This window comes from Blastococcus sp. SYSU DS1024, from assembly GCF_054050795.1.
The window spans coordinates 224,978-237,023 of record NZ_JBJHAA010000001.1; the positions used below are offsets into that span (position 1 = coordinate 224,978).

Consider the following 12,046-nt stretch of genomic DNA (forward strand, 5'->3'; position numbering starts at 1 on the left):
CCGGGGATGGGAAAGCTAAGTGCATGACAGCGACCACTCCGCGCCCCGCCGCGGCCCGCCCGCAGGCGCGGCCCGCGCTGCGTGACCGGGTGCTCAAGTTCGCCGAGCTGGTGACGACCCCGCTGCTGCCGGTCGACTACCTCGACCTGTTCGACCCGCTCCGCTCCGGAGCGGCCCTGCGCGGGCGCATCGAGGCCGTCCAGAAGGAGACGCGCGACGCGGCGAGCATCGTGATCCGCCCCGGCCGCGACTGGCTCCCGCACGTCCCGGGCCAGTACGTCCGCATCGGCATCGACATCGACGGGGTCCGCCAGTGGCGCGCCTACTCGATCACCTCGGTGCTCGATCGCCCCGACGGCTGCTTCACGATCACGGTGAAGGCCATCCCCGACGGGAAGGTCAGCAACCACCTGGTGCACCGCGTGCAGCCGGGCACGATCATCCAGCTCGACCAGGCGACCGGCGAGTTCTGCCTCCCGGAGGAGGTCCCGGGCAAGGCGCTGTTCGTCACCGCCGGCTCCGGGATCACCCCCGTCATGGGCATCCTGCGCAACCACGCCGACTCGCTGGCCGACACCGTGCTGGTGCACTCCGCGCCCACCGCCGACGACGTCGTCTTCGGCGAGGAGCTGCGGCAGATGGCCGCTGACGGCCGGATCCGGCTCATCGAGCAGCACACCGACAGCGCCGGGATGCTCGACGCCCGCTCGATCGCCGAGCTGGTGCCCGACCTGCACGAGCGCGCCACCTGGGCCTGCGGGCCGGTGGCCATGCTGGAGGCGCTCGAGGAGCACTGGGCCTCGGTCGGGATCGCCGACCGGCTCTACACCGAGCGCTTCCGCCCGCGGATCGCCGTCACCGGCGAGGGCGGCACGGTCACCTTCACCAGGAACGGCGCGACCGTCGAGGCCGGTGGCGCCACACCGATCCTGGACGCCGCCGAGGAGGCCGGCGTCCTCATGCCGAGCGGCTGCCGGATGGGCATCTGCTACGGCTGCGTGCTCCCCCTGCGCGAGGGCGCGGTCCGCGACCTGCGCAACGGCGAGATCACCACCGCGGAGGACGTCGGCGACGGCGTCCTCGTCCAGACCTGCATCAGCGCCCCTGCCGGCGCCTGCGCCATCGACCACTGATCCAGCCGAACAGAGGAGCCGGACACATGACCGTTCTGCAGAAGAAGCCCGAGAACCCGATCGCCCACCTCACCCCCGAGGACATCGAGCTCATCGGCAAGGAGCTCGACACCATCCGTCAGGAGGTGCGCGACAGCCTCGGCGAGGACGACGCCAAGTACATCCGCACCGTCATCGACGTGCAGCGCAAGCTCGAGCTGGGCAGCCGCGCCGTCCTGCTGTTCTCCAAGTTCCCGCCGGCGTGGCTGATCGGGACCGCCGGGCTGTCGCTCGCCAAGATCCTCGAGAACATGGAGATCGGGCACAACATCCTGCACGGCCAGTGGGACTGGATGCGCGACCCGAAGATCCACTCCACGACGTGGGAGTGGGACATGGCCAGCCCGGCCGCGCAGTGGAAGCACTCGCACAACGAGCTGCACCACACGTACACGAACGTCGTCGGCAAGGACAACGACCTCGGCTACGGCATCATGCGCGTCGACGAGGACCAGAAGTGGCACCCGATGTACCTGGCGCAGCCGCTGTGGAACTTCATCAACGCCTGCTTCTTCGAGTACGGGATCGCCGCCTACGACCTCGAGCTCGGCAAGAACCTGGCCACCAAGAAGCGGCGCAACGACCCGAAGTTCCGGGCCGCTGCCAAGCAGGTGCTGAAGAAGATCCGCAACCAGGCGGCCAAGGACTACGTCGTCCACCCGGTGCTGTCGGGCCCGTCGTTCCTGCCCACCCTGGCGGCGAACTTCACCGCCAACGTGGTGCGCAACCTCTGGTCGCACTCGGTCATCATGTGCGGCCACTTCCCCGAGGGCGTCGAGACCTTCGAGAAGACCTCGATCGAGGGCGAGACCCGCGGCGAGTGGTACCTCCGCCAGATGCTGGGCTCGGCGAACATCTCCGGCAGCAAGGCCATGCACATCATGACCGGGAACCTGTCGCACCAGGTGGAGCACCACCTGTTCCCCGACCTGCCCAGCAACCGGTACGCCGAGATCGCCCCTCGGGTGAAGGACATCTTCGACCGGTACGACCTGACCTACCACTCCGCCCCGCTGTACAAGCAGGTCGCGAGCGCGTGGCACAAGGTCATCCGGCTCTCCCTCCCCAACGGCTGGCTGGCCGAGACGACGCCGAAGAACGCCCCGGCGCAGCTGGCCAAGCTGTACAAGATGACCACCGGCGGGCCCAAGGTCCGCCGCGCGCTGCAGCAGAAGGCCGCCGCCTGAGAAAAAACCCCGCCCCGCTCACCCTCCGCACGCTCAGGGCGAGCCTCCGGGCGGGGCCGTGAACGGCAGAGGCCCAGAACCGTGACGGTTCTGGGCCTCTGCCGTTCGGCGGTCGGTCAGGGCATCAGCCCCGGCCGGGGAAGTTCAGCGACCACAGCAGCGCCGGGTCGCTGATCGGCACCTCCCACACCGGGCCGTCCGCATCGGGGTCGACGACCTCGCCGCGGCCGAGGAACGCCGCGACCTGCCCCTGGGCCTGCATCGCGGCCACCGGGAACCGCGCGACGTCCAGCAGGAAGCCGTGCGGGTTGAGCGGCGCGGTGGTGGCCTCGTCGTTGCGGAAGAGGCTCGTCCGCGACCACAGGTCACCGGCGTCGACCAGCGTGTAGGACGTCGGGTTCGGCACCGTCTGGTCACCGAACGCCACCTGGACCAGCACCCGGTCGTGCCGGACCAGCGGGGCGAACGTCTCCGGGCTGCCCGGCCGGGTCAGCCACGTCGCCTTCGCCAGGTAGTCCTGGATCGCGAGGGCACCGGGCACCGTCGCGGTGACCGGCCCCTCGCCGCGCAGCGGCAGCTGCTCCTCGAAGTACCAGCGGCTCGCGTCGGGGCTGTTCGGCGGCAGGCCCGCTGCCTGGAGCGCCTGGAGGGTGAGCGGCCGGAACGCCGGCGAGAGGCGCGAGATCTCGCTGATCGGGCCGCCGGGGACGTTGAGCACGGAGCGGGCGATCGTCCGGTCGGCGCCGGCGAGCATGGTGCCGTAGATCCCGCCGAAGCTCTGCCCGAAGTAGGTGACCCGCGCGCCGGAGAGGTCGCCGCGCCGGTCGCCGTCGACGTCCGTGCCACCCAGTGAGCGGACCAGCGTCATGATGTCCGCCGCGGTCTGGCGGAGCGCGTCGCGCGAGGAGACCGCCGCGGCCGCACCGGTGGCCGAGGAGCCCTCGGTGCTGCCGACGAGCCCGTCACCGTTCTGGTCGACGCCCCGTCCGTAGCTCGGGAACGTCCGGGTCTCACCCGCTGCCGTGGTGATCTGCCAGGTGCTCTCCGGGCCGTAGCCGTGCCCGACCACGTTCGTCCCGATGGTCGCGATGCCGCTCCGCGCGTTGGTCAGGGCGGCCAGGAACACGCTGGTCGTCGAGCCGGTGAAGCCGTGCCCGAAGACCGCGGTCGGCCAGCCGCCGTCCGGCGCCGGGCCGGGCGGGAGGACGGCGACGAAGGGCAGGCGCTCGGCCTCGACCGGCGCCGGACCGGTGTCCCGGGTCGGCGTCTGGGTGATGGTGACGTCGGGGTTGAGCCAGGACGGCGCCTGGTAGGAGCCGAACACCAGCGTGCTGCCGGCGGGCAGGAGGTTGGTCGGCTGCACGCTCGGCCCGGCCGGGGTACCCCCTGGCGTGGCGGGAGCCGGCCGGTCGGGGACGAACGTGACCGTCGAGCCCGTCACCGGGACGACGCCGTCGATCTCCAGCCCGGGGCGCTCGATGCCGAGTGCCCGCAGCGCGCGGTTGGACTGGATCTGCAGGTTCACGTCGAGCAGGCCGTCGGTGGCGCTCATCGTCGTGAAGGTCTCGGTGGTGGCCGAGTTCGTGGGTGCGGCCTGCACGTCGATGCGGTACGTGGTGCCCGGGGCGAGCTGCTCCACGGGGTGCGCGTACAGCGTGTTGGTGGCCGGGTCCCAGACGACGCGGTCGACGCCGGTGCGCCATCCGCCGCGCTCCTGCCGCACGGTGATCCGCTGGGCGACCTCGGCGGGGTCGACCGGGGCGTCGAAACGCACGGCGATGCGCGGGTCGAGGTCGAAGCCGTCGAGCTCGTTGAGCCGCTCGACGAGACCGCAGCTGACGACGTTGCCGCAGTTCTCCGTCGGCAGGGCGACCCGCAGGCCGGTGAGCTGCTGCCGGTCGGGGACGGTCAGGTCGTTCGTGGGGAAGACCGACACCGGCTGGGCCGGTGCGGGGGTGGCGAGCGCGGGGGTGGCGGTGGCCGTGACGGTGACCGCCGCGGCCAGGGCGCTGACGAGCGACGCGGTCGTCCGGCGCCAGGGATGTGAGGACAACGAGTCTCCTATGCCTGTGGGGCCCTCTTCCTAGCCGACCGGTGACGCGGCCCACAACGGCGGGAGACGATCTCGGGACAGCGCGTGGCGCAGCGCTGCACGAAAGGGCTTCGCCACAGTGCTCGCCGCCCATCGCGAGGACTACCAGCACCGATGACGGAGTGCGACGGTCGTCGACCCCGGGATGCCACGGGCCCGGGACCGACCGGTCCCGGGCCCAGCCCAGCCGTACGGCCGGTCCTGCTCAGTTCGCCATGTCGACGAAGCGGCTGTAGTGACCCTGGAAGGCGACGGTCACGTTGGCGGTCGGGCCGTTGCGGTGCTTCACCAGCATGATGTCGGCCTCGCCGGCCCGCGGGGACTCCTTCTCGTACATGTCCTCGCGGTGGATCATCATGACCATGTCGGCGTCCTGCTCGATCGAACCCGACTCACGGAGGTCCGACAGCATCGGCTTCTTGTCCTGACGCTGCTCCGAGCCACGGTTCAGCTGCGACATCGCGATGACCGGGACCTCGAGCTCCTTGGCCAGCAGCTTGAGCGCACGGGAGAACTCCGAGACCTCCTGCTGGCGGCTCTCCACGCGCTTGCCCGAGGTCATCAGCTGCAGGTAGTCGATGACCACGAGCTTCAGGTCGTTGCGCTGCTTGAGCCGCCGCGCCTTGGCCCGGATCTCCATCATCGTCATGTTCGGCGAGTCGTCGATGTAGAGCGGGGCGTCGGCGACCTCACCCATCCGGCGCGCGAGCTTGGCCCAGTCCTCGTCGGACAGCGAGCCGGCGCGCATGTGGTGCAGCGGCACCTTCGCCTCGGCCGAGAGCAGACGCATGGTGATCTCGTGCTTGCTCATCTCGAGCGAGAAGATGACCGCGGGCAGCCCGTGCTTGACCGTCGCCGACCGGGCGATGTCCAGCCCCAGCGTCGACTTGCCCACGCCGGGACGCGCCGCGATGACGACCATCTGCCCGGCCTGCAGGCCGTTGGTCAGCTCGTCGAGGTCGCGGATGCCCGTGGGCACACCGCGGGCCGTGCCACCGCGGGAGGCGATCGCGTCCAGCTCGTCCATCGTCGGCTGGAGGACGTCCTCGAGGCGCGAGTAGTCCTCGCTCATGCGCTTCTCGGTGACGTCGTAGATCTCCTGCTGGGCGCGGTCGACGATGTCGTCGACGTCGCCCTTCCCACCGGCTGCGCCGTAGCCCAGCTGGACCACCCGGGTACCGGCCTCCACCAGCCGCCGCAGCACCGCCTGCTCGGCGACGATCGCGGCGTAGTAGCCGGCGTTGGCCGCCGTCGGCGTGGACTGGATGAGCGTGTGCAGGTAGACCGCGCCGCCCATCTTCGACAGCTGGTCGGTGCGGTTGAGCTCCGCGGCGACGGTGATCGCGTCGGCCGGCTCGCCCCGCCCGTAGAGGTCGAGGATGCAGTCGAAGATCACCTGGTGCGCCGGCCGGTAGAAGTCGTTGCCGTGCAAGACCTCCACGACGTCGGCGATCGCGTCCTTGCTCAGCAGCATGCCGCCGAGCACCGACTGCTCCGCCGCGACGTCCTGCGGCGGCTGCCGGTCGTACGCCGGCGCCGTCGCGGACGGTCGGCTGAACTCGTCGGCCACCGCCACGGGAGTACCTCCATCTCCTTGCGAGCGCGCCCGCATCACCACCACGCGCAGGGGAAGTACGCGAGCTCGGCGGACGGCGCCGTGCCGAACACCAGTTCGGCTCCTGCCTACCGGAGGGGACTGACAGTCGCGTCCGCTCGGTGGCCGGAGAGGACGTTAGGAAGCCGCGCGGGCCGCGTCCACCACCGGTGTGCACACCGATCTGCACAACTTGTGGACAAGTCGGTGGACGGACGCCTGTCGACATGTGGAGGAGTCGGGGGACAGCGTGCGCGCACCGCCCGTTCCGCGCCGGTTGACCTGCACGGACGCTGCCCACCGGGTGTGGACGGAGAAAACCTCCGAAGAAAATCTGGGGTGTCGTACCAGGAGTCACACCGGTGCACCGGCCCGTCCGCGGGGCCGGCCGCGACTGCTCCGGCCACGTCGTGCCCGGGGCGAGCCTGGCCGCCCAGCGCCCCGTGGCCGGCTCCGGGACATGCCCGGCACCCCGGGAGGGGCCCTGCGCCGTCCCGGCGACGGAGAACGGCTCCAGGGCGGTCCCTGGGACCTCGCGGCGGGTCGGCCGGGGCGTGGGGCGGCGGGGATGGCGGGTTCGAGGGGTGGCGGGTTCGAGGGGTGGCGGAGGCGGAGCAGCGTGCGGGACCCGCAGACGCCACGAGGGGCGCCGGACTCTCGTCCGACGCCCCTCGTGGGCAGTGCCTTCGTCCGGTGGCCCACTCCCAGCGTGCACGGGGGGAGCCCGGACGACGCCCCTCTGCACGGTCCCGTCGCGGCGGGCGGCAGAGGGGCTCGATCAGCTGGCGACGACCTCGATGGTCAGCTGAGCGTTGACCTCCGGGTGCACCCGCACGGTGACGGTGTGCTGGCCCGTGGTCTTGATGCTGCTGGGCAGCTCGATCCGGCGACGGTCGAGCTCCGGGCCGCCGGCGGCGGTCACGGCAGCGGCGACGTCGGCGGTGGTGACCCGGCCGAACAGCCGGCCGCCGTCACCGGCTCGCGCCGGCACCTGGACGGTCAGCCCGGACAGGCGGCCGGCCACGGCCTGCGCCTCCTCGAGCGACCGCACGTCGCGGGCGGCACGCGCCCGGCGCAGCGACTCGACCTGCTTCTGCGCACCCCGGGTGGCGACGATGGCCAGCCCGCGGGGCAGGAGGTAGTTGCGGCCGTAGCCGCCCTTGACCTCGACGGTGTCGCCGGAGGACCCGAGACCGGTGACCTCCTGCGTGAGGATCAGCTTCATCGTGCTCATGATCAGCGCGCCGTCGAGGTGTAGGGCAGCAGGGCCATCTCACGGCTGTTCTTCACGGCCGTGGCGACGTCCCGCTGGTGCTGGCTGCAGTTGCCGCTGACGCGGCGGGCACGGATCTTGCCGCGGTCGGAGATGAACTTCCGCAGCAGGGTCGTGTCCTTGTAGTCGATGTAGGTCGCCTTGTCCTTGCAGAACTGGCAGACCTTCTTCTTGGGCTTGCGAACAGGGGGCTTGGGCACTGATATCTCCAGTGAGGGAAGTGCGTGGGTGACCTGGGGTGGCCCTCGTGCGGGGCCCACGCCGAGCGGAGCGAGGCGTGGGGGGCAGGAGGGTCCGCTTAGAAGGGCGGCTCGTCCGACGGCCCGGCGGGCGTCGACCACGGGTCGCTCGCCCCGCCGCCACCGCCGAAGCCACCGCCGCCGCCGCCGAAGCCGCCGCCGCCCTCACCGCGCGAGGCGCGGGTGACCTTGGCCGTGGCGTAGCGCAGCGAGGGGCCGATCTCGTCGACCTCGAGCTCGACGACGGTGCGCTTCTCGCCTTCCTTCGTCTCGAACGAGCGCTGCTTGAGACGACCGCTGACGATGACCCGCGATCCGCGGGTCAGCGACTCGGCCACGTTCTCCGCGGCCTGCCGCCACACGTTGCAGCGGAGGAACAGCGCCTCGCCGTCCTTCCACTCCTGCGACTGGCGGTCGAAGGTCCGCGGCGTCGAGGCCACGGTGAAGTTGGCGACGGCAGCGCCCGACGGCGTGAAGCGCAGCTCCGGATCGGCGGTGAGGTTGCCGATGACGGTGATGACGGTTTCGCCGGCCATGGTCAGTGGACCTCGGGCCGCATCAGCTTCGTGCGCAGGACCGACTCGTTGAGGTTCAGCTGCCGGTCGAGTTCGGCCACCGCGGCCGGCTCGGCCTGGATGTCGACGACCGCGTAGATGCCCTCGACGTGCTTCTTGATCTCGTATGCCATGCGGCGACGGCCCCAGATCTCGGTCTTGACGGTGCCACCGGAGTTGGTGACGACGGTCAGGAACCGGTCGAGCGAGGGCGCGATCGTGCGCTCCTCCAGGTCGGGGTCGAGAATGACCATCAGTTCGTAGTGACGCACGGAGAACCCCACCTCCTCTGGTCTTCGCGGCTGCAGGGAATCTGCAGCAGGAGGGTCGTACACGCGTCGCGCGCCCCGGCAGGAGCCGGAACGCGCGGTCCCAGGCTACCAGCGGCGGAGCAGGGCGGGCCAGGCGCTGTCCACAGCTGGAGGACCCGTCCCTCCCCACCCCTCGCGAGCCCGGGGCGAGCCCCTGGGGCGGTGCCGGCGTCAGCGGGACGCGCGGGCGGCCTGGGTGGTGCGCACCAGCGCCGCGGTGACCGTGGCCAGCGCGACCACGGCAGCCAGCGCTGCGGCGGGCAGGGCGACCGGCTGGGCCTCGGACGCGGAGACCACCTGGCCCGCTTTCTCCCCGTCCGGCTCCGCGGAGCTGAGGCCGGCCAGCTGACCGAACACGGGAACGGTGGCGCCGTCGTAGGTGCCGGTGACGCCGCCCGAGCCGCTGCGGTCGGCACCGGCCTGCGCCGGTCCGGGGACCACGAACCGGGACGGGTCGAAGGCGGCGGCCGAGCCACGCGCACCCGGGGCGAGCTGCGCGGCTCCACCGGACCCGGTCTCGTAGGTGTACTGGTCGCCCGGCACGCCCTCCGGGGCGGGGCCGGCCTCCGGGGCCGGGGGCCGGTCGGCCTGCGGCGCCCCCGGGGCCTCCGGCGCCGGCGGCGCGGGCGGGGTCGCCGAGGGCGGCGCGGCCGGCAGGGTCACCGGCGGCAGCTGGGGCAGGTTGGCGCCGGGCAGGTTGGGCAGCGGCAGCAGGGTGTTCACCACGAGCGGCTGCGGCCGGGGGAGGGGCGGCAGGAGGGCGGTGGTGGCGTCGATCAGCGGCTGCGTGAGCGCGGCGCCGGACTCCAGCGCGTAGGTGAAGGTCAGCCAGCAGCCGGCCACGCAGCTGCGGTCGAACCGTTCGGTGACGCTCGCGCCGGGCGCCAGCTCCCGCTGGCCCGACGGCAGGGTGAGCGTGACCTCCGTGCTGGCCGTGACGCTGATCAGCGACGGCAGAAGCCCGCCACCACCGACCTGCAGCGTCTTGTCCTGGAGCTCGTTGACGAAGGTGACCGAGCCGCCCTGGTCGACCGAGACCACGAGCTGCGTGAGGTCCCTGATCGGCACGGTCGCGGTCGGGGCCGCGGCGGCCACGGGCGCCACCACCACGGAGGCCGCCGCCACCCCGAACCAGCTGAGGACGGCCACGGCGATGCCCCGGTGGGCCGTGCGACGGATGCGACCCGTTGCCATGTTCTGCTACCTCCACGTCGACGCGACACCACGACCGGCGAGTAACCCCCGTCACAGCCTCAACGATGATGTGACGTGGGCGATACGGGTAAACCAGCTTTTCGTCGAGAAACCGGAGATCAGCATGGCCGTGCACCCGATCGGCGTACACGTGGGCGCCGGAGCGGACGACGACGCACCCGTCCCCGGCCCGCTCGCCCGGGCGGCGGAGGTCGGCGCGGATGCCGTGCAGGTCTTCCTCGCCGACCCCCAGGGGTGGAAGGCGCCACCTCCCCGCCCCGACGCCGCGGAGCTGCGCGGCTCCGGCGTCGCGCTGTTCGTCCACGCCCCCTACGTGCTCAACGTGGCGACGACGAACAACCGCATCCGGATCCCCAGCCGGACGCTGCTGGGCAAGCACGCCAAGGCCGCGGCGGAGGCCGGCGCGCGCGGCCTCGTGGTGCACGGCGGGCACGTGCTGGCGGGTGACGACCCGGCGGTGGGCGTGGACAACTGGCGCAAGACGTTCGCCCGCCAGGCCGAGCAGGGCGGCTTCCCCGTGCCGGTGCTGATCGAGAACACCGCGGGCGGCGGCAACGCGATGGCCCGCGACCTGGACGCGCTCGGCCGGCTGTGGGAGGCCGTCGGCGAGTTCGGGGCCGGCTTCGTGCTGGACACCTGCCACGGCTGGGCCGCCGGCTGGGACCTCGGCACCGCCGTCGACGCGGTCCGCGCGGTGACGGGCCGGATCGACCTGGTGCACCTGAACAACAGCCGCGACCCGGCGGGCTCCGGGCGTGACCGGCACGCGCCGCTCGACGGCGGGGAGATCCCCCGCGAGGTGCTGGTCGAGGTGGCGCGGGCCGCCGGCTGCCCGGTGATCCTGGAGACCCCGGGCGATGCGGCGGCGCACGCGGCCGAGATCGCGCTGCTACGCGACGCGCTCGGCTGATCGGCGCAGCACGAACCGGTCGGGGGCGTGCTCCAGCGGCCCACCGGCCGGGTCGTCCACCCCGGGCCAGCTGGTCCGCACGACGTCCCGGTCGGGGTCCAGCACGTCCCGCACGACCAGCGCCATCAGGACGACGACGGCGGCGTCGCGGACGGTCACCGCGAGGAAGAACCACTCGACGTCGACACCCCGGTTCTCCGTGCCGAGGTACCAGAGCATCCGGGGCACCCACAGCAGCGCCTCGGTGGCCTGCCAGGCCAGCAACGAGCGCCACCGGGGCCGGGCGAGCACGGCCAGGGGGAGCAGCCACAGGGAGTACTGCGGGCTCCAGACCTTGTTGGTGAGCAGGAAGACGGCGACCAGGAGGAAGGCGATCTGGGCGACCCGCGGCCGGACCGGCGCGGCCAGGGACAGCCACGCGACCGCCGCGAGCCCGGCCAGCAGCGCCACCGCGACGGCGGCGTTGAGCACCGTCGGGGTCTGCCCCTCGGCCAGCGGACCGCCGAGCAACCGGTCGCCGGCGACGTGCAGCGCCAGGTTCCACAGGGAGTCGGGGTCGGCCGGCCGCGTGCTGTTCAGCCGGAAGAAGCGCGACCAGTTCTCCGGCGCCAGCACCGCGATCGGCACGTTGACCGCGGCCCAGGCGAGCGTGGCCGCCACCGCGGTCCGCAGCCACGCCCGCAGCTGCCCCGACCGCAGGCACAGCAGGAAGAGGGCTGCCAGCAGGAAGGCCGGGTAGAGCTTGGCGGCGACGCCGAGGCCGAGGAGGACGCCGGCGAGCACCGGGCGGCGCCGCGCCCAGGCCCACATCCCCAGGGTGGCCAGCGCCACCGCGAACAGGTCCCAGTTCGTGAAGGCGTGCACCACCAGCAGCGGGGACAGCCCGATCATCGCCGCATCCCACGGCCGGCGGCCGGCCAGTGCCAGGGTGGCCCGCACGACGACGAGGGCGCAGGCGGTCAGCAGCAGACAGGTGACGACGTAGTAGCTCAGCACCGGGGGGACGGCGGGCAGCAGTCCCCACGCCGCCGCGGCCCGGTCGTAGCCGGCGGCGACGGTGGCGGCCAGCGCCATGAACCCGCCGGTGAGCACGGGGTACTCGACGGCGGAGTCCAGATAGGGCAGGGCGCCGTCGGCGAGGCCGTGCAGCCCGAACAGCGGCACCGTGTCCGAGTAGCAGAAGTGCGTGTACTGGACGTTGCCCGACCAGTCGCCGTCGCCGCACGGTGCCTGCTTCACCCAGGCCACGGCCAGCGCGAGCGTGGCGAACAGCAGGCACACGCGCAGCGGCGTCCAGAAGAGCGCACGGCCGGTGACGGCGAAGCGGCCCCACGGGCCGCCGACGGCCTCGCTGGCCTGCCGGACCACCGGATCGGTCCAGGAGGGCACCACGCGATCCGGCGCGGACCCCTGCGGGGTTCCACGTGGAACGAGCACGGGCCCGTCCGCGGTGGCGGACGGGCCCGTGGGGGTGCTGCTCATGCGAGCAGTGTGCGTGA

At 72.4% G+C, this 12,046-nt stretch carries 11 protein-coding genes; 3 read left to right on the forward strand and 8 right to left on the reverse strand.

Translation table 11 applies throughout. The features are described 5' to 3' along the window. The first annotated feature begins 23 nt into the window (after positions 1-23). Positions 24-1,133, forward strand: coding sequence for a ferredoxin reductase (locus ACI79S_RS01100; RefSeq protein WP_456591599.1), 1,110 nt, complete (start codon positions 24-26; stop codon positions 1,131-1,133). 26 nt (positions 1,134-1,159) lie between these two features. Beyond that, positions 1,160-2,359 carry a fatty acid desaturase family protein gene (locus tag ACI79S_RS01105; protein WP_456591600.1) on the forward strand — a complete coding sequence of 400 codons (1,200 nt, stop codon included), beginning with the start codon at positions 1,160-1,162 and terminating at the stop codon, positions 2,357-2,359. Positions 2,360-2,483: 124 nt separating this feature from the next. Here ACI79S_RS01105 and ACI79S_RS01110 read toward each other — a convergent pair whose 3' ends face one another. The 7 genes from ACI79S_RS01110 to ACI79S_RS01140 all read right to left on the reverse strand — a co-directional run bounded on the left by ACI79S_RS01110 (position 2,484) and on the right by ACI79S_RS01140 (position 9,616). After that, positions 2,484-4,412 (reverse strand): Ig-like domain-containing protein, encoded by a 1,929-nt coding sequence (locus ACI79S_RS01110; RefSeq protein ID WP_456591601.1) that lies wholly within the window; start codon positions 4,410-4,412, stop codon positions 2,484-2,486. A 244-nt stretch (positions 4,413-4,656) separates the two neighbouring features. Next, complete coding sequence (gene dnaB, locus ACI79S_RS01115; RefSeq protein ID WP_456589619.1) at positions 4,657-6,027, reverse strand: replicative DNA helicase; 1,371 nt, start codon at positions 6,025-6,027, stop codon at positions 4,657-4,659. A 796-nt stretch (positions 6,028-6,823) separates the two neighbouring features. Then, positions 6,824-7,270 (reverse strand): 50S ribosomal protein L9, encoded by a 447-nt coding sequence (gene rplI, locus ACI79S_RS01120; RefSeq protein WP_456591602.1) that lies wholly within the window; start codon positions 7,268-7,270, stop codon positions 6,824-6,826. An 11-nt stretch (positions 7,271-7,281) separates the two neighbouring features. After that, entirely contained in the window at positions 7,282-7,518 is a 237-nt protein-coding gene (gene rpsR, locus ACI79S_RS01125; protein ID WP_073422051.1) for a 30S ribosomal protein S18, read from the reverse strand. A 98-nt stretch (positions 7,519-7,616) separates the two neighbouring features. Beyond that, positions 7,617-8,093, reverse strand: coding sequence for a single-stranded DNA-binding protein (locus tag ACI79S_RS01130; protein ID WP_456591603.1), 477 nt, complete (start codon positions 8,091-8,093; stop codon positions 7,617-7,619). A 2-nt stretch (positions 8,094-8,095) separates the two neighbouring features. After that, on the reverse strand, positions 8,096-8,383 hold the full coding sequence (gene rpsF, locus ACI79S_RS01135; RefSeq protein WP_236826531.1) for a 30S ribosomal protein S6: 288 nt from the start codon (positions 8,381-8,383) through the stop codon (positions 8,096-8,098). Positions 8,384-8,593: 210 nt separating this feature from the next. Beyond that, positions 8,594-9,616, reverse strand: a complete 1,023-nt coding sequence (locus ACI79S_RS01140) for a hypothetical protein (protein ID WP_456591604.1) — start codon at positions 9,614-9,616, stop codon at positions 8,594-8,596. A gap of 124 nt (positions 9,617-9,740) precedes the next feature. Here ACI79S_RS01140 and ACI79S_RS01145 point away from each other — a divergent pair, with 124 nt between their 5' ends. Next, positions 9,741-10,547, forward strand: coding sequence for a deoxyribonuclease IV (locus ACI79S_RS01145; protein ID WP_456591605.1), 807 nt, complete (start codon positions 9,741-9,743; stop codon positions 10,545-10,547). On the opposite strand, the gene ACI79S_RS01150 is transcribed toward ACI79S_RS01145, so the two are convergent. Then, complete coding sequence (locus ACI79S_RS01150; protein WP_456591606.1) at positions 10,527-12,029, reverse strand: glycosyltransferase family 87 protein; 1,503 nt, start codon at positions 12,027-12,029, stop codon at positions 10,527-10,529. The two genes, ACI79S_RS01145 and ACI79S_RS01150, sit on opposite strands and share 21 nt — an antisense overlap. Positions 12,030-12,046: the final 17 nt, after the last annotated feature.

What these genes read in the sequence shown, in the direction of transcription:
- ACI79S_RS01100 (WP_456591599.1), top strand. Translation starts at nt 24, where the DNA reads ATGACAGCGACCACTCCGCGCCCCGCCGCGGCCCGCCCGCAGGCGCGG.
- ACI79S_RS01105 (WP_456591600.1), top strand. Translation starts at nt 1,160, where the DNA reads ATGACCGTTCTGCAGAAGAAGCCCGAGAACCCGATCGCCCACCTCACC.
- rplI (WP_456591602.1), bottom strand. Translation starts at nt 7,270, where the DNA reads ATGAAGCTGATCCTCACGCAGGAGGTCACCGGTCTCGGGTCCTCCGGC.
- ACI79S_RS01130 (WP_456591603.1), bottom strand. Translation starts at nt 8,093, where the DNA reads ATGGCCGGCGAAACCGTCATCACCGTCATCGGCAACCTCACCGCCGAT.
- ACI79S_RS01140 (WP_456591604.1), bottom strand. Translation starts at nt 9,616, where the DNA reads ATGGCAACGGGTCGCATCCGTCGCACGGCCCACCGGGGCATCGCCGTG.
- ACI79S_RS01145 (WP_456591605.1), top strand. Translation starts at nt 9,741, where the DNA reads ATGGCCGTGCACCCGATCGGCGTACACGTGGGCGCCGGAGCGGACGAC.
- ACI79S_RS01150 (WP_456591606.1), bottom strand. Translation starts at nt 12,029, where the DNA reads ATGAGCAGCACCCCCACGGGCCCGTCCGCCACCGCGGACGGGCCCGTG.